General features: G+C 63.2%; 18 protein-coding genes. 16 read left to right on the top strand and 2 right to left on the bottom strand.

Features of this window, described 5'->3' with window-relative positions; all coding sequences use genetic code 11:
• Nucleotides 1–108: 108 nt before the first annotated feature.
• A complete protein-coding gene (locus tag ACWGS8_RS09710; protein WP_454580709.1) occupies nucleotides 109–885 on the bottom strand; it encodes a hypothetical protein in 777 nt (258 codons plus the stop codon).
• Between the two features lie 22 nt (nucleotides 886–907).
• Nucleotides 908–4,459, bottom strand: coding sequence for a tetratricopeptide repeat protein (locus tag ACWGS8_RS09705; RefSeq protein WP_454580708.1), 3,552 nt, complete (start codon nucleotides 4,457–4,459; stop codon nucleotides 908–910).
• Between the two features lie 392 nt (nucleotides 4,460–4,851).
• On the opposite strand from ACWGS8_RS09705, the gene ACWGS8_RS09700 reads away from it, so the two are divergent.
• The 16 genes from ACWGS8_RS09700 (at nucleotide 4,852) to ACWGS8_RS09625 (ending at nucleotide 19,319) form a co-directional block, all read left to right on the top strand.
• Nucleotides 4,852–5,376 carry a methyltransferase family protein gene (locus tag ACWGS8_RS09700; RefSeq protein WP_454580707.1) on the top strand — a complete coding sequence of 175 codons (525 nt, stop codon included), beginning with the start codon at nucleotides 4,852–4,854 and terminating at the stop codon, nucleotides 5,374–5,376.
• Between the two features lie 393 nt (nucleotides 5,377–5,769).
• On the top strand, nucleotides 5,770–6,423 hold the full coding sequence (locus ACWGS8_RS09695; protein ID WP_454580706.1) for a hypothetical protein: 654 nt from the start codon (nucleotides 5,770–5,772) through the stop codon (nucleotides 6,421–6,423).
• A 271-nt stretch (nucleotides 6,424–6,694) separates the two neighbouring features.
• A complete protein-coding gene (locus ACWGS8_RS09690; RefSeq protein WP_352627205.1) occupies nucleotides 6,695–6,859 on the top strand; it encodes a DUF3309 family protein in 165 nt (54 codons plus the stop codon).
• A 394-nt stretch (nucleotides 6,860–7,253) separates the two neighbouring features.
• Complete coding sequence (locus tag ACWGS8_RS09685; protein ID WP_095203906.1) at nucleotides 7,254–7,979, top strand: GntR family transcriptional regulator; 726 nt, start codon at nucleotides 7,254–7,256, stop codon at nucleotides 7,977–7,979.
• Nucleotides 7,980–7,982: 3 nt separating this feature from the next.
• Nucleotides 7,983–9,005 carry an ADP-ribosylglycohydrolase family protein gene (locus ACWGS8_RS09680; protein WP_454580705.1) on the top strand — a complete coding sequence of 341 codons (1,023 nt, stop codon included), beginning with the start codon at nucleotides 7,983–7,985 and terminating at the stop codon, nucleotides 9,003–9,005.
• Complete coding sequence (locus ACWGS8_RS09675; RefSeq protein ID WP_454580704.1) at nucleotides 9,002–9,979, top strand: carbohydrate kinase family protein; 978 nt, start codon at nucleotides 9,002–9,004, stop codon at nucleotides 9,977–9,979. Before ACWGS8_RS09680 ends, ACWGS8_RS09675 begins: the two co-directional genes overlap by 4 nt.
• Nucleotides 9,980–10,018: 39 nt before the next feature.
• The gene (locus tag ACWGS8_RS09670; protein WP_454580703.1) at nucleotides 10,019–11,080 is read left to right on the top strand and encodes an ABC transporter substrate-binding protein; all 1,062 of its coding nucleotides are present in this window, start codon (nucleotides 10,019–10,021) and stop codon (nucleotides 11,078–11,080) included.
• A gap of 63 nt (nucleotides 11,081–11,143) precedes the next feature.
• Entirely contained in the window at nucleotides 11,144–12,013 is an 870-nt protein-coding gene (locus ACWGS8_RS09665; protein ID WP_454580702.1) for an ABC transporter permease, read from the top strand.
• Nucleotides 12,013–12,801 (top strand): ABC transporter permease, encoded by a 789-nt coding sequence (locus ACWGS8_RS09660; RefSeq protein ID WP_454581256.1) that lies wholly within the window; start codon nucleotides 12,013–12,015, stop codon nucleotides 12,799–12,801. The genes ACWGS8_RS09665 and ACWGS8_RS09660 overlap by 1 nt, the downstream gene beginning before the upstream one ends.
• Nucleotides 12,801–13,865 (top strand): ABC transporter ATP-binding protein, encoded by a 1,065-nt coding sequence (locus ACWGS8_RS09655; RefSeq protein ID WP_454580701.1) that lies wholly within the window; start codon nucleotides 12,801–12,803, stop codon nucleotides 13,863–13,865. The genes ACWGS8_RS09660 and ACWGS8_RS09655 overlap by 1 nt, the downstream gene beginning before the upstream one ends.
• Nucleotides 13,866–13,954: 89 nt before the next feature.
• On the top strand, nucleotides 13,955–15,205 hold the full coding sequence (locus ACWGS8_RS09650; protein ID WP_454580700.1) for an aconitase X: 1,251 nt from the start codon (nucleotides 13,955–13,957) through the stop codon (nucleotides 15,203–15,205).
• Nucleotides 15,202–15,645 (top strand): aconitase X swivel domain-containing protein, encoded by a 444-nt coding sequence (locus tag ACWGS8_RS09645; RefSeq protein ID WP_454580699.1) that lies wholly within the window; start codon nucleotides 15,202–15,204, stop codon nucleotides 15,643–15,645. The genes ACWGS8_RS09650 and ACWGS8_RS09645 overlap by 4 nt, the downstream gene beginning before the upstream one ends.
• 98 nt (nucleotides 15,646–15,743) lie before the next feature.
• Nucleotides 15,744–16,832, top strand: a complete 1,089-nt coding sequence (locus ACWGS8_RS09640) for a Gfo/Idh/MocA family protein (RefSeq protein ID WP_454580698.1) — start codon at nucleotides 15,744–15,746, stop codon at nucleotides 16,830–16,832.
• A 59-nt stretch (nucleotides 16,833–16,891) separates the two neighbouring features.
• On the top strand, nucleotides 16,892–17,806 hold the full coding sequence (locus ACWGS8_RS09635; protein WP_454580697.1) for a sugar phosphate isomerase/epimerase family protein: 915 nt from the start codon (nucleotides 16,892–16,894) through the stop codon (nucleotides 17,804–17,806).
• An 82-nt stretch (nucleotides 17,807–17,888) separates the two neighbouring features.
• Nucleotides 17,889–18,980: a fatty acid desaturase family protein gene (locus ACWGS8_RS09630; RefSeq protein ID WP_454581255.1), complete on the top strand. Its 1,092-nt coding sequence runs from the start codon at nucleotides 17,889–17,891 to the stop codon at nucleotides 18,978–18,980.
• Between the two features lie 27 nt (nucleotides 18,981–19,007).
• The gene (locus ACWGS8_RS09625; protein ID WP_454580696.1) at nucleotides 19,008–19,319 is read left to right on the top strand and encodes a MocE family 2Fe-2S type ferredoxin; all 312 of its coding nucleotides are present in this window, start codon (nucleotides 19,008–19,010) and stop codon (nucleotides 19,317–19,319) included.
• Nucleotides 19,320–19,341 lie beyond the last annotated feature (22 nt).

Below are 19,341 nucleotides of genomic sequence, written 5' to 3'. Positions count from 1 at the left end.
AACCGGGGGCGGCCAGTCTGCCTCTCGAAACCGAGGTATGCCTGTCGACCCAAAGGGGCTCGCCAGGCATGACAGATCCTGATCAACCGCGTGGATCCGCAGACCCGGCTAATTCCGGGCGATCTCATAGAGCAAAGTGGTTTTGATGTGCCGCCCGGCCTCACCCTGCAGCGACAGAGCGGACGTATAAAGTTTCGCGACGGCCGGGCAGAGCCCTTCGAATTCCAGGCTGATATTGGCAATGGCGTTCATCTCGACGGGAGTGCCGCCGGCCTTGATGAAAGCGTCGGCCAGCAGCGACCAGTCTTCATCGCTGGCCGAAGCGGCCGGCAGGCCGCCCTTTTTCGCCGCGCCGAGGGCTTGGAACAGGGTGGCGCCGATCTTGTCCATGTCACCCAGAAAATCCCGGTCAGGCGTGCTGAGCGCGCCCGGCCCCTGGCGAAGGTAGTTGTTGCAGGTGGCAGCGGTTTCCCGCGCCATGACATGGTTGAGCATGTCCAATTGCGCGCGCAGGGCTTCCGCAGCCTTGCTGTCCGGAGCCGAGGACAGAAGGGACGCGTATCGTTGCCTGAGATCGGCCACCGCTACCCTGCTGGTGTTTCGCACCTGGTCGACATTTCCAAGCCTGGCCACGGCCGTGATCTTTTCCACGACGGCTTCGTAGTCTTGCGGAAACTCCTGCTTGATTGCCTTGAAGATCTGGCTTCCCTGGCTCTCAATCTGTTCGCTCACCTGAGCAGTGGTCAGCGTCTGCGGATCGGACGAGCCTGCCGCGTGGTAGAGATACTTGCCACCAGCAAAGCCGAGCGCCCAGGGCAACACCTTCACCGCAACGAACGACAAAGCGGCTACTGCCGCCACGCCCACGCCTTTCCAACGTCCCATCCTCCTGCCCTCCTGAACTGTCTTACTTCACGCCAAGGCTCAGCGCCTTCTTGCGGTCGGCCTCGGCGCGCTTATGGTTGCCCTTGGCTTCCCACGCCATGCTTCGCGCGTTGTAGGCGGTGGCGAAATCCGGTTGGAGCTTTATCGCCTGGCTCAAATCGGCGATGGCGCCGTCATAATCCGCCCTGCTGGTCTGGATCACGCCTCGGCCCAAATAGGCAAAGGGGTTTCCGCGATCGAGGCTGAGTGCCTTTTCGAAATCGCGTAACGCTGCGACGTCCTCATGCCTGCCCATCCATATGAGACCCCGATCGGCATAGACCCTTGCGTCCGAGGTGTTGAGGCTGATGGCCTTGTCGTAGTCCGCGAGCGCGCCATCGTAATCGCCTTGGAAACCGAGGTTTTGGCCACGGTCGTAGTAGGTTTCGGCAAGACCCGGATTGAGCGTAATCGCCTGGCTGTAATCGGCGACCGCATGCGCGTAATCGCTCTTGGCCTCCCAGGCCTCTGCTCGGGCGAGATAGGCATCGTGGAACGCCGGAAAGAATGAAATCGCTTTGCCATACAGGGCTATGGCGCCGTCATAGTCGTCCTTTCTATACAGGGCTCGACCCTTGTTGAAGGTCTGTGCGGCCAGCGAAGTCCAACTCGGCCTGGTCGCTTGCTCGCCAGCCCGGCCAGCGGCTTGGCCCGGCATCTTCGACGCGTTGGCTTCGTCTCTTGCAAGCATCGCCAATTCGCGACTCTTGCGGGCGAGGGCCATCTTTGGATTGAGCTTCAGCGCCTGGTCCAAGTCGGCAATCGCCGGGTCGTAGTCGCCCTTGGTGAACCAGACAGTGCCACGCGCAAAATAAGCCGGCGCATATTGGGGGTTGAGTTCGATCACACGGCTGTAGTCGGCGATGGCACGATCCAGTTCGTTCTTGTTTGTCCACGCGACGGCGCGGCCGATGTAGGCGTCTGAATGGCCGGGATAGAGTTCGATCACCTCGCCGAAGTCGGTGATGGCTGCGTCGTACATGCCCTTCTCGACGAGCGACAGACCGCGGCCGATATAGGCCGAGGCCTTTCTTGGATCGAGCGCAATCGCCTCGCTGTATTCGGCGATGGCGCGATCGAATTTGCCTTCGTCGTAGAAGGCCTCGCCGCGGTCGATGAAAGCCTTGAGGTTCTTCGAGTCTGAGCCGACCACATCCGACGCGGCGCCACCTTCTGACAGCACAGCCACCGTCGCTCTGCGCGCAACCGTATAGTCTGGATTGCTGGGGCTGAGCTTTATGGGTTGATCGAAGTCGTCAATCGCCTTCGAATAGTCCTTGCCGTCGGCCCACGCCATGCCGTGCCCGTAATAGCTGGCATCGTCCTTCGGATCGATTCCGATCGCCACCGAATAGGCAGCGATTGCGCTTTCTGCGTCGCCCTTGGCATGCTGAGCCATGCCTTTGCAGTAAAATGCGTCGCGCGCCTTCGGATCGAGCGTGGCGGCGCGGTCGCAATCGGCGAGAGCACCATCGATGTCGCCAAGCGTGATCTTGGCGAGGCCCCGGCGAAAATGCACCGCGGCAAAATTGGGGGCGAGTTCGATGACCTTGCCGTAGTCGGCGATCGCCAGCTGGTAGGCGCGTTTGGCGGCCCAGGCCTTGCCGCCGCCGAAATAGGCGAACCGGTTGTTCGGGTGGAGCGCAATCGCATGGTTGTAGGCGCCGATCGCCTGATCGTACTTGCCCATGTCCAGGAAGGCATCGCCGCCAAGGATCGCTTCCAGGGCCTGCGGGTCGGTCGCCTCCAGGGCCTTCGCGGCCAGCGTGTCCTGCGTGGCCGTTACATCGGGAACGAGGGCTGACGGCGTGGGCTGTTGAGTGTCCGGCAATGGTGGCGGTTTGCTGTGTTTACCCTGTTCACTGCAACCTCCCGCCCATTTTGGATCGAGTTCGGCGGCGCGACGGCAATCCGCCGCTGCACCGACCATATCGCCCTTCAGTGTCCTTGCACCTGCCCGGCGGAAATAGGCTTCGGCGCTCTCGGGATCCAGGCTGATCGCCTTGTCGAGATCGAGAAGTGCGCCTTCGACGCCATATTTTGCAAGCCGCGCCGAGGCGCGCTCGAGCAGGATTCTTGCGGCTGCAGGATCCTTCCCTGTGGCAGCCGACGGCGCTGTTTCGCCCGGGGCATGTTCGCTGCAAGAGCCCGCGCGCCTCGGGTCGAGTTCGATGGCGCGCCGGCAGTCGGTTGCGGCGGTGGCGTATTTTCCCTGGGATGCCTCGGCAAGCGCCCGGTCGGAAAAGGCCCCGGCGTCGTAAGGACCCAGCTGGATCGCAAAGCTGAATGAATCTATCGCGCCTCCGACGTCGCCTTGCACCTGCTGTTCCAGCCCCCGTTTGAGATTCCAGGCAACGAGTTCGGAGTGATCCTCTTTGGGGTAGAGTTGCAGCGGTTCGTAGACCGGGGATGCGGCAGGCCTGGATGTCTGTGGCACAGCCGGCGCCTTCGCGCCCACCGGCCCTGTGTCGCAGCCATCTGCCTTTTTCGGATCGAGCTCGACGGCCTTTCGGCAATCGGCGGCCGCGCCGGTGGCGTCGCCGCCGCGGGTGCGCACCAGGGAGCGACCGAAATAGGCCCTGGCATAGTTTGCATCAAGTGCGATCGCTCTGTCGAAATCGGCTATGGCGCGATCGTTGTTGCCTTTGCTTGCCCACGCTACGGCTCGGTAATAGTAACCCTCCGCACCAGCGGCATCGAGTTCGATTGCCTTGCTGGTGTCGGAAATCGCGCGAATCCAATCGTTCTTGCCAAGCCAGGCGGCACCGCGGCTGGCATAGGCGTAGGCGTTTTTGGGATCGAGGCCTAGCGCAACGTCATAATCGGCGATGGCGGGATCGAATTCGCCCTTGGCGGCGCGGGCAACGCCGCGGTTGATGTAGGCGATCACGTCCTGCGGATCGATGCGGATCGCCTCGTCATATTCGGCGACGGCACGCACCAGGTCATTCTTCCTGTCCCAGGCGATCCCGAGGCCGCCATGCGCCTTGCCGTTGCCGGGATCGGCCTCGATCGCCTGCTGAAAATTGAGAATGGCCGCGTCGGTCTCGCCTTTGCGCAGGAAGGCGGCGCCGCGGCTGGAATAAGCATCACTGGACGACGGCTCCAGGCTGATGGCGACGTTGAAATCCGCGATAGCCTGGTCGTCGTCTCCCTTGTCGTACCAATCGGCCCCGCGGTTGAAGTAGGGCGAGGCCTGTTTTGGATCGAGCGCAATCGCCTCACTATAGTCCGCGATCGCGCGATCTTGATCCTGCCTGTCGTCCCAGGCGACGCCTCGATAGAAGTAGGCCATGACGCGGATGCGCGTCATCTCCGTGGTGTCCCCGGCAATCGGCGTGCAGGCGGCGATGCGCTTGTCCGGCTCGATGTCCTTGCCGATACAGGTAGCATAGTCCTTCTCTGCGGCGAGCGCCGATACGTTCAGGGCAAGAACGACCGCGAGCGCAGCCAAAAGCCGGCCGGGCGAAACCTTCATCGGCACACGCAATCCAATCGCGGCGGCGGGCAGCCACGCATCCTTCCAGCTCGCCATATCGCTGGTCCTCCCACGAAAAACCTTGGCCCGCCTCAGCGGTAATCCTTGCATTGTTCCTTATTTGTTCCAAAAATGCAAGCATAAATTGCAGGCGCCCTACTGACACCGTTAAACCTGATCTCGCGCCTGGCGCGAACCCGATTTCGCGCCGATCCGATCTTCCGGGTTAACCGCACGGCAATGGTTGCGTGCAATGGTCGCTTTGAGGGATCATCGGGGTGTTTGCGTTGCTCACGTCAAAAAGTGAAGCGTTTTCGCGCAGTAATGAGGGCGGATTTTTCTCCGCCGCGCGAAGGCGTGAAATACTGGTCGACCTGCGCGAAGGCTTTTTTCGCCTCTGTGCCCTGGCCTGCGCGGGGCTGTTCGTCTATCGGGGCGTGTCCCAGCTCGTGGAGGACCCCACCCGGCTCAACGCCGCGCTGGTGGCGATTTCCGAGATCCTCACATTCACCTGGCTGCTTCTGTCGCGGCGTCCGGTGACGCGTGACTGGAATCCGCTCACGGTCATCGTCTCCGTGACCGCCAGTTTCGGGGTTGCGTTGATCAGCCTCCAGCCTGGCATAGCGCTTGTTCCGGTCTATTTCGCCGCGCCGCTGCAGTTCGTCGCGCTGTTGTTTGTCATCTGGGGCAAGATATCGCTTGGCCGTTCCTTTGCCATCCTGCCCGCCAACCGCGGTGTGATGACCGGTGGCGCCTACCGGATTGTGCGGCACCCGATCTATGCCGGCTACCTTGCCGGCCATGTGCTCTATCTGCTGTCGGCCTTTTCCTTCCACAACCTCGCGGTCTATGTGGTCATCACCTATATGCAGCTGTATCGTATCCTGCGCGAGGAGGCCCTTCTGGCCGCCGAGCCGGAGTATCGCGCTTACATGGAACGTGTGCGCTACAGGCTGTTCTATCGCCTATTCTGAGGACAAGACCGTCGATTGAAGCGGTGGTCAATCCTGTTTGGCGTGGGGTTGGCCAACGGCGCTTCCCTCGGGCGGTTCACCATTTCACAGAAGCGCTGATGCGTTCCCTCCCTTTGTTTTGGTGAAGTTCCTGCCGGCAACAATGGCGATTCCCATAGAATCGTTTTTCATCATATCCAACAAAATATATCGATGGAGTTTTTTCAAAGCTAGGAATATTCGTTACACATGTAGTATAGTTTTACTCCTCTTATATTGTCCGTATTTTAGGAATAAATACCATCGCCTACGCTAGTAGGCGCGAAATTGAAACTGAATCTCACCTGCGGCGTAGCTGAGTTTGCAGTCGGCTGTGCGCCGGCTGTCATAGGGCAACGACAACAGGAGAGTGTTATGGCTTTCACCATCAAGACAGTCGCCAGTATGTTGGCGGGTAGTGCAATGGTCCTCGTTCTTTCCATGCCGGCAAGCGCAGCCGGCCTCGGCGTCGGCGCCTCGGTGGGCGGCAGCAATGCCGGGGTCGGGGCCAGTGTCGGCGGCTCCAACAGCGCCAGCGCCGGGCTCGGTGCCTCGGTGGGTGGCGGCGGGGGCATCAATGCCGGGGCTGGTGCCAATGTCGGCGGCTCCAACAGCGCCAGCGCCGGGCTCGGCGCCTCGGTGGGTGGCGGCGGGGGCATCAATGCCGGAGCCGGTGCCAATGTCGGCGGCTCCAGCAGCACCACCGCCGGGCTCGGCGTTTCCGTCGGTGGCAGCAACGGCATCAATGCAGGCACCAATGTTGACGGCACTGGTGGTGCCACCGCCGGGCTCGGCGCCAATGTCGGTGGCACGGGCGGCATCGGCGTGGGCATTGGAACCAATCCCAGCAATCCGTCCAACCCGAGCAATCTCTCGACCCCCAGCAATCCGAACCTGCCGGGTGTCGTGGCCCAGATGTCCAGCAGCCAGGTGGCGCGCATGAAGAAGCGCTGTGTCGACGTGCTCAGCAGTGAGGGCAGCTACGATCGCGACCTGCGTCAGCTCTGCCTGTTGATCGCCCGCCGCTGACGCCAAAGCCGCCAGGGAGGGACGTGCACGATCGGCCGTGAGGCTTTTGACGGCCTGGCCTCCGGCCGGTCGGAGGCCCGGCACTCGGGCGGGCCTCCCGCGTGTCGGGCGCTTTCAATTCCGGGCCTGTGTCCATCGGGACAATCGGATCCTTCGTTCGCTGGCGAACAGTCGGGCGGAACGGTAAGGCGGCTTGAACGTTCTCATCTTCGAAACATCGCAAGCGACGGTGTTCGAAACCGGCGCATCGGCGCCCAAGGGAGCGGGAACCATGAGCTTAGGCACGATACTCATCATCATTCTTATCCTCGCGCTGCTTGGCGGCTTTAGCGGGCTAGGCGGCGGGCCGTTCTATGGAACGGGCTACTATGGCGGCGGCGGGCTCGGGCTTGTCTTGCTGATCATCATCATCCTCGTCGTGCTGGGGCGTATCTAGCTGCCTGCCAGCCACCAGGATGATCGCACTCTCGTGACGGCGTCGGGGCCGAGGCGCACCGGATTGTGATGCAAGCGAGCCGGCTTGTGATCCGACATTCCGCAGGACTGGCGTATAGTGATTTCGGTCCACACCCCCGTGGAAACAAGAGGAGAGGGTCCCACCCCTTCATCCTCCTCCAAGGCCCGCCCCGGTATCCCGGAGCGGGCTTTGCTTTTCTCATGATATTTTTGGAAATGCCCTGGCCTCGGTGGTCTCGTCGATATCGAGGATCCGGTTCGGTCAGTTCGTGCCAAAACTGTCTGCATGGGGCCGTTCATCCAGCGATCGTTGACAGGGCTGCCGCGACCATATATTGAACAGGACTATACAGGTTCACTGAACAGGTATGCATATGAAGCGGCGCGCGGTTCAACTGTCTCCCGGCACGGGCAAGCCCGAGCAGATCGCGACTGTTTTGGAGCATGAAATCCGCTCCGGCGTGCTCGGCTTCGGCGACCGCCTGCAAAGCGAGAACGAACTCGTCCAGCGCTTTTCCGTCAGTCGCAACACGGTCCGCAAGGGCCTCGAGGAGCTGTCCAGTCGCGGGCTGATCACTACCAAGGTCGGCATCGGCTCCTTCGTTACCTTCGACGGCAAGCCGGTCGACGACTCCATCGGCTGGTCGCGGGCGCTGGCCAATGCCGGCGCCAATGCCGAAACAAGGACGCTGCGGCTGGAGGTCATCGAAGACGCCGATCTCGCCGCCTTGCTGGAAATCGAAAGCCCGTTCTTCATCGCTGTCGACCGGGTGCGCACCAATGCCAGCGACGGCCATGCGATTTCCATCGAGCGCAGCCGCCTGCCACTGTCGCCGGAGCTTGAGGATGTGCCGCTGCGCGGCCTGCGCGAAGGCTCGCTGCACCAGACGCTGCGCGGTGCCGGCCTTATCCCCGACCATGGCGAGGAGTGGGTCGGCATCGAGATGCTCAATGCCGAGGATGCGGCGATCCTCGGTTGCCCGCAAGGCACGCCCTTCCTGCGCGGCCGCCGGCTGACGCGTGCGGCCGACGACCGGCCGATCGAATACGTCACCAGCCTGCTCAATCCCGCGCATTTCGCGCTGCATATGAGGTTCTGAGCGATGCCGGACACGCTTGATCGCGCCATGGGCGCGCTTGCCGGCGGAGCGCTGGGAGACGCACTCGGCATGCCGACGCAGCTCCTGTCGCCGGCGCGTATTGCCGAGCTCTACGGCCATGTCGAGGATTTCGTCGCGCCTTTCGCCGACCATCCGGTGTCGAAGGGTCTCGTGGCCGGCACCATCACCGACGATACCGAACAGGCGCTGCTGCTCGGCCGCATCCTGGTTGTTTCAGGCGAGCGCTTCGACCACACGCGCTGGGTCAACGCGCTGCTCGACTGGGAGCGCGAGGTCAAAGCGCGCGGCAGCTACGATCTGCTGGGGCCGTCGACCAAGCGCGCCATCGACGCCATCAACAATGGCATGCCGGTCGAGGAAGCGGGGCGCAGCGGCGACACCAATGGGGCTGCCATGCGCATCGCGCCGGTCGGCATCATGATGCCGCTGGAGCCGCTCGACGCATTCGTCGCCAAGGTGGCCGAGACCAGCCGCGCCACGCACAACACGTCCATTGCGATCGCCTCTGCCGCGGCGGTTGCGGCCGCCGTCAGCTGTGGCGTTTCCGGCGGCGACTGGCGCGCCGCATCCGACAGTGCCGTCGCTGCGGCCAGGCGAGGGGCGACGCTTGGCCATTGGGTGACCGGCGGCGACATCGCCGCGCGCATCGTCTGGGCACAGGAGCTGGTGCGCGGCAAGATGACGGGGGATGCGATCCGGCTGATCACCGATCTGGTCGGCACCGGCGTCGCCAGCCAGGAATCGGTTCCGGCGGCCTTCGCGGTGCTGGAAGTCGCCGGCGGCGATCCCTGGCAAGCGGCCGTCATCAGCGCCAATCTCGGCGGCGACACCGACACGATCGGCGCCATCGCGGCCGGCATGGCCGGCGCCTGCATGGGCTTTTCTCGGTTGCCGCAGCAGCATGTTGCCCGGCTTGTCGGCATCGACATGTCAGAGGTGCGCGCACTTGCCGCTGATCTCGTGGCGGCAAGGCTGGCGAAGACCGGCAAGGATGCGGCGGCATGAGCGGGCGTCTCGTCCATATCGGCAGCGCGGTGGTCGACTATGTCTACCGCATCGACGCCTTGCCGGCGCCGGGCAGCGAGAAGACGGCATCGAGCTTTGCCCAGGTCGCCGGCGGCGGATTCAACATGATGGTCGCGGCCAGCCGCACCGGCATGACGGTAGTGTTCGGCGGCCAGCTCGGCAGCGGGCCGAACGGCGATTTCCTGCGCGCCGCCTTCGCCGCGGAGGGCATCGAGACGCTGACGCCGCCATCGCCTCATATGGACAGCGGCAATTGCGTTGCCATGATCTCGAGCGATGCCGAACGCACCTTCGTCTCGTGGCCTGGCGCGGAGAGCATCCTCACCCTCGACATGATGGCGCCGGTATCGGTGGCGCCGGATGATTGGGTGTTCACCTCAGGCTATACGCTGAGCTATGCGGGCAGCCGCGACGCGCTCGCCGATTGGATCGAGGCGCTGCCCGGGCAAACGCCGTTCGTCTTCGACCCGACGCCAGTCATTTCAGACATTCCGCGCTCCATCCTGTCGCGTGTGCTGGCCCGCATCACATGGCTGAGCTGCAACGCGACGGAAGCCGCCGAGATTGCCGGCCCAGGTGATGTCGAGAGCCTCGCTGCGCGGCTGCTTGCCGACCATTGCCCCCGGGCCGCCGGCGTCGTCGTCCGCTCGGCGGCCAGGGGCTGCCATATCAGGCTGGCCGACGGCACGGCGCAGACCATTGCCGGCTTTACGGTCACGGCAGTCGATACCAACGGCGCCGGCGACACCCATATCGGCGCTTTCGTCAGTGCGCTGGCGCGCGGTGTGCCGCCCTTCGAGGCCGGGCGCTATGCCAATGCGGCGGCGGCCATTTCGGTCACCCGCCATGGCGGCTCATCGGCGCCAACCGATGCGGAAATCCAGACTTTCCTGAGCCAGGCCGCCGCGACCGGCACGCCAGGCCAGAACCAGAAGGCCCATCAGACAGCCTGACAAGCCCCGCCAAGCGGGCAAACAAAGAGAGGAACCGACATGCGCATGCCAAGACTGACTGCCCTCTTGACGGCGACCGCCGTCTTCACCACCGCACTCACGCTGGCCGCCAGTGCCGCCGAAGTGCATGTGCTCAACTGGAAAGGCTACGGCGCCGACGAGCCCTGGGCGGTCGCCGCCTTCGAGAAGGCGACCGGCAACAAGGTCGTCAACGATTTCTTCAATTCCGAACAGGAAATGCTGACCAAGATCCGGACCAATCCTGGGCTTTATGACGTGGTCATGATCAACGCCGCCTTCAACGACCAGGCGATGGCCGAAAAGCTGATCCAGCCGATCGACGTGTCGAAACTGCCGAACTATGCAGACATCAGCAAGGACAAGGCCGGCTCACCGATGCTCGACCATGACGGCAAGGTCTATGGCGTGCCATGGGTGTGGGGGCTGACCGCGCTCGCCATCAATGAAAAATCCTTCGACAAGCCACCGACGTCGATCGCCGAAATGTGGGATCCCGCGCATAAGGGCCGCGTCGTCATCCGCGACGATGCCGTCGAGGCGGTGCAGTTCGGCGCCATCGCCACCGGCCAGAACATCAACGACATCAAGGATATGGATGCGGTCAAGACGAAGCTCACCTCGCTGATGCCGCAGATCAAGACGTTCTGGAGCTCGGAGAACGACTGGAACCAGATGGTCGCCTCCAACCAGATCGATATCGGCACCTATTGGAGCGGCTCGGCCGATCGTGCCAAGACGCATTTCAAGCTGCCGGTTTCGCTGGTCATTCCAAGGGAAGGCGCTGTAGCCTGGCTGGATGCCTTCTCCATTCCGGTCGGCTCCAAGAACGTCGAGGGTGCGCAGGCCTTCATCAACTGGATGATCGACCCGAAATTCTACGTTGAATGGGTCACCAAGGTCGGCGCGCCTGTCTCGGCCAACACCAAGGCGGTGGAGGCGCTGCCGCAGGATGCCTTCAACCGCAAGGTGATGGGCGATCCAGAGGTCGCCAAGCGCATCCAGTTCCAGGCGCCGATCACCGATGCCCAGCGCGAGGCCTATCTGGCACTCTGGCAGCAGCTCAAGGTCGACGTGAAGTAAAGTCCACGTCCGGACCAGCCGGCGGTTCGCGCCGGCTGGTTTCAATCGTGGGAGGAGGGCGGCATGGCAGCACAGGGAGCGGTCGCATCGCGCAGCGGGCTGAGATCGGCTCTGCCGTTGCTGGCGCCGGCCTATCTCTGGCTGACGGTGGCGATCTTCCTGCCGCTGTCGGCCATGGTCTTTTTCTCCTTCATGACCGACCTGCCGCTGACCGGAAAGCCATGGGCTTTCACGCTTGGCAACTACGCCACCTTTTTCTCGCAAAGCCTTTATCTCACGCTGCTGCTCGCCTCGCTGCGCCTCGGCCTCGAAGTGACGCTGTGGTGCGTCGTCATCGGCTATCCGGCAGCCTATGTGCTCGCCAAGGTGCTGAAGGGCCGCAGCCGTGAGGCCATCTTCCTGCTCGTCATCCTGCCGTTCTGGTCGAACGGGCTGGTGCGCATCTTCTCCTGGGCAATGGTTTTGCGCGAAGGCGGCATCCTCGATACGGCGCTCAATGCCGTGCTGCCGTTCAAGATCAACATCGATCTGATGTATTCCTACCCGGCCGTCATCATCGGGCTGGTGCACTCCTACGTGCCCTATATGGTGCTGACCTGTTACCTCACCTTGCAGGCGATCGACGGCTCGCTGATCGAAGCCGGGCGCTCGCTCGGCGCCTCGCGGCTGCAGGTGCTGAAGCGGGTGATCATCCCGCTGTCGATGCCGGGACTGGTGGCGGGAGCGGCGCTGATCTTCGTGCCGGTCGTCGGCTCGTTCATGGAGCCACGCATCCTTGGCGGCCGCACCGGCACCTTCTACGGCACGGTGATCGAGGACCAGTTCGTCGCCGTGTTCAACTGGCCGCTCGGGGCCGCACTGTCCTTCATCCTGCTCGCCGTCGTGCTGGTCATCCTGGCGATTGCCTCGCCGGTGCTGCGGAGGGCCGCGTGATGATGACGACCCGCATCCTCGAAGGACTTGCCCGCCTCTACATCATCCTGCTGCTCGCCTTCCTGTATCTGCCCATCATCATCATGGCGCTGATGTCGTTCAACGTCTCGCCCTTCTACCAATTGCCGTTCGAATGGACGACGGAATGGTACGCCTCGCTGTGGCAGAACGACCAGCTGATCGCGGCCACCTGGAACAGCCTCGAGATCGCTGTCATCACCACGCTGATCAGCGTGGTGCTCGGCTCGGCGGCGTCGCTGGCGCTCTACCGCTACGAATTTCGCGGCAAGAGGGTGCTGCAGGCGCTGCTCTTCCCGCCGATCGCCATTCCGTGGCTGATCACCGGCACGGCGATGCTGATCTTCTTCTTCGGCGTCGGCATCGGGCGCGGCCTGTTCGCCATCCTGCTCGGCCATGTGGCATTGGCGCTGCCCTATGTCATCGTCGTCGTCTCGGCGCGGCTGCAGACCTTCGCGCCGGAACTGGAAGAGGCGGCGCGCTCGCTCGGCGCCAACCAGTGGCAGGTGACAATGCGCGTCACGCTGCCCTGGATCACGCCGGGTGTCATCGCCGGTGGGCTGTTTGCCTTTGCCGTGTCGTTTGACCAGTTCGTCGTCTCCTACTTCCTGTCGACCCCCGGCCAGACGACGCTGCCGGTCGAGATCTACGCCGCGATCCGCAAGGGTTTCACGCCCGAGATCAATGCGGTCTCGACCATCATCATTGTCGTGTCGATGGCGCTGATGCTGCTCACGGCACGCTTCTTCAAATTCGGCGGAGAGAAATAATGGCCGGCGTGCAGGTAGCGAACGTCTCGCGCAGTTTTGGCGCGCACAAGGCGCTGGATGACGTTTCCATCGACTTCGCCGATGGCGGGTTTTACGCGCTGCTCGGTCCATCGGGCAGCGGCAAGACCACGTTGCTGCGCCAGATCGCCGGCTTCGATTTTCCAGATACCGGCCGCATTTCCATCGGCGGCGAGAGCGTCGAGCGGGTGCCGGTCGAAAAGCGGCGCATCGGCATGGTGTTCCAGAACTACGCGCTGTTTCCCAATATGAGCGTCGCCGACAATGTCGCCTTCGGCCTTTCGGTGCGCGGCGAGGCCAAGGCGGTGATCGCAGCGGAAGTGCAGCGCGCGCTCGACCTTGTGCAATTGGGCAAGCTCGGCGGTCGCCGGCCGCACCAGCTCTCCGGCGGCCAGCGCCAGCGCGTGGCGCTGGCACGTGCCATCGTCACCAAGCCGCGCGTGCTGTTGCTCGACGAACCGCTCGGCGCGCTCGACAAGGCGCTGCGCGTCGACATGCAGATCGAGTTGAAGCGCATCCAGCGCGAGATCGGCGTCACCACCATCTTCGTCACCCATGACCAGGAAGAAGCGCTGACGATGAGTGACCGCATCGGCATCCTGCGGGACGGCAGGTTGGTGCAGGAGGGGCCGCCGGAGGAAATCTATGACCGGCCGAAAAGCGAATTCGCCGCCACCTTCCTCGGCGACGCCAACATCTTTCGCGGCGATACGACCGGCAACGGCATCCGGCTGCCGGACGGCACGGCGATTGCGGCCGGGGCCGGCGACAGGCTTGCGGCAGGCGCCAAGGCGAGCTGTGCCGTGCGGCCCGAGCGCATTCGGATCGGCACCGATGCCGGGGCTCTGGATGGCGATGCGAATATGCTGAAGGGCCAGGTTTCCAAGCGCATCTTCGCCGGCAACAACAGCACCTATTTCGTCGAGCGTGCCGGACAGACGCTGAAGGTCATCGTGCAGAACACCGGCGCCGACAGGCTGGCGGAAGGGCAGGACGTGGTGCTGCGCTGGTCGCCGGAGAGCACGGTGTTGATTGCTGCGAATTAAATAGGACTGTAGGCCATAAGGACCGTTGGCGTTCCTTCACGCCCCCCTCTGTCCTGCTGTTCTTTTCGGATAGCGAGCCTGGAGTACTGATGACCCTCGAACTGAGCACACGCGACCAATCCATGCTTGACGGCGAGCAAGGCCCGTCGGCAGCCGCCGCCATGAAAATCCTGGCCGCCTTCTCCAACGCCATCGGCGCATGCGGCCTGCTCGACATCTCAGGCGCCCATATCGATGGCTGCCTCTATCACGGCAAGGCGGGGCTCGATATCGTCGAACGGCTGGTCGAGGGCGGCGGGCGCGTGCAGGTGCCGACGACGCTCAATGTCGGCTCGTTCGATCTCATCCATCCGGGCATGGTGAAGATGCCGGCGGTGGAAGAGGTGCCGGCGCGGCGGCTGATGAAGGCGCACCTGGAACTTGGCTGCCAGGCGACCTTCACCTGCGCGCCCTACCAGACACGGTTCCGGCCTGAATTCGGCCAGCAGATCGCCTGGGGCGAATCCAACGCCATCGTCTTCGCCAATTCGGTGATCGGTGCGCGCACCAACCGCTATGGCGACTTCATCGATTTGTGCTGCGCCATGACCGGGCGCGCGCCGGCCTGGGGCCTGCATCTCAGCGAAAACCGGCGCGGCCGCATCCTGTTCGAACTGGATACCGCCGAGGCCGAACCGAGCGACAGCCTGTTCGTCGGCGTCGGGCTGATCATCGGGCAAGCCAGTGGTGACCGTATTCCGGTCATATCAGGCCTGCCGCAGCCGCGCGACGAGGATCAACTGAAGGCGCTGGGCGCGGCGGCCGCGACGACCGGCGCGGTGGCGTTGTTCCATGGGCTCGACATCACGCCGGAGGCCAACACGCTCGACGAAGCGTTTCACGGCCACGCGCCGGATGAGACGATCCGCATCACCCAGGCAGACATCGATCATGCGCTGTCCAGATTGTCCGGAGTGGCCGACGGGGCGCCGGTTGCCGCCGTCTCGCTGGGCACGCCGCATTTTTCGCATGAGGAATGGACGCGCCTGTTGCCCATGCTGCGCGAGGCAGCGCCGGGCAGGGGCATCCCGATCTATGTCAACACCGGGCGCGCCACGCTGACGCGGCTGCAGGAGGAAGGGGCACTGGCCGGCATGGAGGCATTCGGCCTGATCCCGGTCGCCGACACCTGCACCTATGTCACCTCCATCCTCGAGCGCCTCGACGGCGTGGTGATGACCAATTCCGGCAAGTGGGCGCATTACGCGCCGGGCAATATCGGCGTGACGGTCGCCTTCGCCGAGATGGCGGATTGCATCCGCTCCGCCGCGGCCGGACATGTCGTGCGGGGTGCCTCGTGACGCAGCTGGTTGCAACGGACGCGGCCGATCGGCTGGGCACTTTCCAACTTGCCGGCGAGGCCGATGGCCCGGCTTTGGTGTTCTCGCAGCCGCTCAGTTTCTGGGGCGGCATCGACGCCGAGACGGGGGAAATCATCGACCATTCGCATCCCGGTCTCGGGCAGAATGTCGCCGGCAAGATCCTGGTCATGCCGAGCGGGCGAGGCTCGTCCTCCTCGTCCTCTGTCCTGGCCGAAGCGATCCGCCGGGGCACCGCGCCGGCGGCGATCCTTCTGGAGCGGCCCGACCCGATCCTGGCGGTGGGGGCCATCGTCGCCGAGTTTCTCTACGACATCCATATGCCGCTGGTGGTCTGCGACATTGCGGGAATTGCTTCCGGCGACAGGCTCGCGGTCCGTGTTGGTGAGAAGGGCGAGGCGGTCATCCATAAAGCCCAGTGACAGCCGTCCCTGATGACGGCAGTGATGGGAAATGATGGGGCCGGCCTTGGCCGACCGGCAAGCCATGGCGCTATATGCTGTCCTCCAGGGAGGAATGGATGGCAGGCGCGGATTTCGAACCGGATGTGAAGGTTCGCAGCAGGGAATACCGGATCGGTTGCGTTGGTGCGGGTATGATCATGGCCGAATGCCATCTGGCCGCCTATACGCAAGCCGGCTTCCCGGTGGTGGCGATCGCCTCGCGGACTAAGGCCAGCGCCGAGAAGGTGGCCAGGCGCTGGGATATTCCGATCGTTCACGATACGCCCGAGCAATTGATCGAGGATTCCAGGGTCGAGATCGTCGACCTTGCCTTTCCGCCCGACCAGCAGCCGGCTCTCATCCGTCACGCGCTGAGGCAGCCACACATCAAGGCGATACTGGCGCAAAAGCCGCTGGCGCTGTCGGTTGAGGAAGCCGTCAAACTGCGCGACGAGGCGGCAAGGTCCGGCAAGATCCTCTCGGTCAACCAGAACATGCGCTACGACCAGTCGATGCGCGTCCTGAAACAGATCGTCGACAGCGGTGCGCTGGGCGACATCGTCTTCGCGCAGATCGACATGCATGCGATCCCGCACTGGCAGGCTTTCCTTGCCGATTATAACAGGCTGACGCTTGCCAATATGAGCGTGCATCATCTCGACGTGCTGCGCTTCCTGTTCGGTGATCCCCAGGAGATCACGACGCTGACGCGCAAGGATCCGCGGACGGCTTTCGACCATTCCGACGGCATTACCGTGTCGACGCTGCGCTTCCCCTCCGGGGTGCTCGCCGTTTCGCTGGAAGATGTCTGGTCCGGCCCGCGCGAGCAGGGCTATCGCGACGACCAGCACATCAACTGGCGTGTCGACGGCACCAAGGGTGTCGCCAAGGGCACGATCGGCTGGCCGACGGGCGTCGCTTCGACGCTGACCTACGCCTCGACGCAGACGACGGGCGGTGAGTGGGTGACGCCCAACTGGGACACGATGTGGTTTCCGCACGCCTTCATCGGCGTGATGGAGCAGCTGCAATATGCGGTGAAGACTGGCATGCCACCGGCCCTCTCCGTTGCCGACAACGTCAAGACCATGGCGGTGGTCGAGGCCGGCTACCGCTCGATGGCGGAAGGCCGCACCGTCAGGCTTTCTGAAATCTCGACCAACTGAAGTACGCCACCGCGCAAGAAGCGTGGCGGCTGAATCGCTTACCGGGAGGAGCTCACATCATGATGCAGGCAGGGATCTTCACCGGCTACTTCCCCTACGAACTCGACGAGGCTGCCAGGCGCATCCGCGCGCTCGGCTTCAACACCGTCCAGCTCGACCTGCATTTCCGGGATATCGATCTCACCGCCGGGCAGATCACCAGGGACAAGGCAAGAACAGTGCGTGATGCGTTCCGCGATCATAATCTGCCGGTCTGCTGCATCTCCGGCTACACCAACATCATCCATCCCGACAAAGCCGAGCGCGAGAAACGCGTCGGCTATCTCAAGGAAATCATCCGCAACGCGCGCGAATTCGGTTCGCCCTACGTGATCTCGGAGACCGGAACCTACAACACCGAATCCGACTGGGTGCATCACCCAAGGAACAAGACCGAGGAAGGTTTCGAGGAGTGCCGCAAGGTGATTTCGGATCTTGCCCAGACCGCCTATGACCATGGCGCGGTCTTCCTGCTCGAAACCTATGTCAACAATGTCGTCGGCTCGGTCGAGGAGACGGTGAAGATGTTCGCGCAGGTCGACCATCCCGGCCTCGGCCTGCTGATGGACCCGACCAACTACTTCGAAGCGCACAACATCGACCGCATGGACCAGGTGCTGAACCAGGTTTTCGACACGTTGACCGACAAGATCCGCATCGCGCACGCCAAGGATGTGAAGCGCTCGGGCAGCGACAAGTCGGAAAAGCATGCCGACATCGGTGACCAGGACGCGCATGAGGGACTGACGTTCCGCGGCGTCGGCGAGATCGAGTTGCCGGCGCCTGGCCTCGGCTCGCTCAACTATGATCTTTACCTGAAGCGGCTCAGCGAAAAGCACCCGAACATCCCGGTCATCATCGAGCATCTGACCGAGGACGACGTGCCGCGCGCGAAAACCTTCCTCGACGGAAAATTCCGCGCCAACGGCATCTAAATCGAAGAGATAGAGCATGATGTCGTCCAAAAACCGCTTCACACTTTTTGGCATCATGCTCTCGGGGCCGTGGGAGGCGACGATGACGACGGCCAAGACAAAGCGCGATTACAGCCTGGTCGGCGAAAGCACGCGGGCCGCGATCGAGACCGGCCTGGCCTCGGCCGAATGGTACCACACCGACGTGCCGCGCAAGGCGATGAAGGAATTGATGCAGCGCTCGGACGGTCCGGCGATCCGCGACACAGCGATCTGGCTCGCCGTCATCGTGGTCTCGGCCGCCGGCGTCGCCTGGTTCTGGGGCTCGTGGTGGGTGGTGCCGTTCCTGTTCGTGTATGGCGTGCTCTACGGCTCGTCGAGCGACTCGCGCTGGCACGAATGCGGCCACGGCACGGCCTTCCGCACGCGCTGGATGAACGACGTCGTCTACCACATCGCCTCCTTCATGCTGATGCGCAATCCCGTGCAATGGCGCTGGAGCCATGCCCGCCATCACACCGACACCATCATCGTCGGCCGCGACGCCGAGATCTCTGTCATGCGCCCGCCGGACCTGTTGAAGGCGGCGCTCGCCTTCACCGGCATTCTCGATTTCCGCTATTCGCTGCCGACGCTGGTGCGCCAGGCCTTCGGCACGCTATCGGAGGAGGAGAAGAGCTACATCCCCGAGATGGAACAACACAAGGCTGTGGTCGCCGCCCGCTGGCACATGGCCGTGTACGTTGCGACGATCGCGCTTGCGATCGCGCTGGGATCATGGCTGCCGCTGGTGCTGGTCGGCCTGCCGCGCCTCTACGGCACCTGGCACATGGTGATGACCGGCCTGCTGCAGCATATCGGCTTGGCCGACAACGTCGTCGACCACCGGCTCAACACCCGCACCGTCTACATGAACCCGATCAGCCGGTTCATCTACTGGAACATGAACTACCATGTCGAACATCACATGTTCCCGATGGTGCCGTATCACGCGCTGCCCAGGCTGCATGAATTGATCAAGCACGACCTGCCCGAGCCGAACCCGTCGATGTGGAACGCCTATCGCGAGGTCTGGCCGGTCCTGCTCAGGCAGCTGAAATACGAAGACTATTACCTCAAGCGCGAATTGCCGCCGACGGCCAGACCCTATCGCGGCGAGTTCCACGAGATCGATATGTCGGCGGCGGCCGAATAGCGATCGCGAATTTTGCAGGAGACCGAGATGGCTGATTGGGTTGAAGCGTGCGCGGTGGATGATATCGAGGAAGAGGACGTCATCCGCTTCGACCATGGTGGCCGCAGCTTCGCGGTCTACCGGTCGCCCGATGACGAGTTCTTCGCCACCGACGGCTATTGCACGCATGAGAAGGCGCATCTGGCCGACGGGCTGGTGATGGACGACATCATCGAATGCCCCAAGCACAATGGCCGCTTCAACTACAAGACAGGTGCCGCCAAGGGCGCGCCGGTCTGCGTCAATCTCGCGACCTATCCGGTGAAGATCGAGGCCGGTAAGGTGATGATCCAGATTTGACGCGCGGCAACCAATCCAGCAT

Source organism: Mesorhizobium sp. 43Arga, from assembly GCF_053714255.1.
This window is presented reverse-complemented; position numbering and strand designations above follow the sequence as displayed.

Coding starts and splice junctions, on each gene's coding strand:
- ACWGS8_RS09710 (WP_454580709.1), bottom strand. CDS start 885: ATGGGACGTTGGAAAGGCGTGGGCGTGGCGGCAGTAGCCGCTTTGTCG.
- ACWGS8_RS09705 (WP_454580708.1), bottom strand. CDS start 4,459: ATGGCGAGCTGGAAGGATGCGTGGCTGCCCGCCGCCGCGATTGGATTG.
- ACWGS8_RS09695 (WP_454580706.1), top strand. CDS start 5,770: ATGGCTTTCACCATCAAGACAGTCGCCAGTATGTTGGCGGGTAGTGCA.
- ACWGS8_RS09690 (WP_352627205.1), top strand. CDS start 6,695: ATGAGCTTAGGCACGATACTCATCATCATTCTTATCCTCGCGCTGCTT.
- ACWGS8_RS09685 (WP_095203906.1), top strand. CDS start 7,254: ATGAAGCGGCGCGCGGTTCAACTGTCTCCCGGCACGGGCAAGCCCGAG.
- ACWGS8_RS09680 (WP_454580705.1), top strand. CDS start 7,983: ATGCCGGACACGCTTGATCGCGCCATGGGCGCGCTTGCCGGCGGAGCG.
- ACWGS8_RS09675 (WP_454580704.1), top strand. CDS start 9,002: ATGAGCGGGCGTCTCGTCCATATCGGCAGCGCGGTGGTCGACTATGTC.
- ACWGS8_RS09670 (WP_454580703.1), top strand. CDS start 10,019: ATGCGCATGCCAAGACTGACTGCCCTCTTGACGGCGACCGCCGTCTTC.
- ACWGS8_RS09665 (WP_454580702.1), top strand. CDS start 11,144: ATGGCAGCACAGGGAGCGGTCGCATCGCGCAGCGGGCTGAGATCGGCT.
- ACWGS8_RS09660 (WP_454581256.1), top strand. CDS start 12,013: ATGATGACGACCCGCATCCTCGAAGGACTTGCCCGCCTCTACATCATC.
- ACWGS8_RS09655 (WP_454580701.1), top strand. CDS start 12,801: ATGGCCGGCGTGCAGGTAGCGAACGTCTCGCGCAGTTTTGGCGCGCAC.
- ACWGS8_RS09650 (WP_454580700.1), top strand. CDS start 13,955: ATGACCCTCGAACTGAGCACACGCGACCAATCCATGCTTGACGGCGAG.
- ACWGS8_RS09640 (WP_454580698.1), top strand. CDS start 15,744: ATGGCAGGCGCGGATTTCGAACCGGATGTGAAGGTTCGCAGCAGGGAA.
- ACWGS8_RS09635 (WP_454580697.1), top strand. CDS start 16,892: ATGATGCAGGCAGGGATCTTCACCGGCTACTTCCCCTACGAACTCGAC.
- ACWGS8_RS09630 (WP_454581255.1), top strand. CDS start 17,889: ATGACGACGGCCAAGACAAAGCGCGATTACAGCCTGGTCGGCGAAAGC.
- ACWGS8_RS09625 (WP_454580696.1), top strand. CDS start 19,008: ATGGCTGATTGGGTTGAAGCGTGCGCGGTGGATGATATCGAGGAAGAG.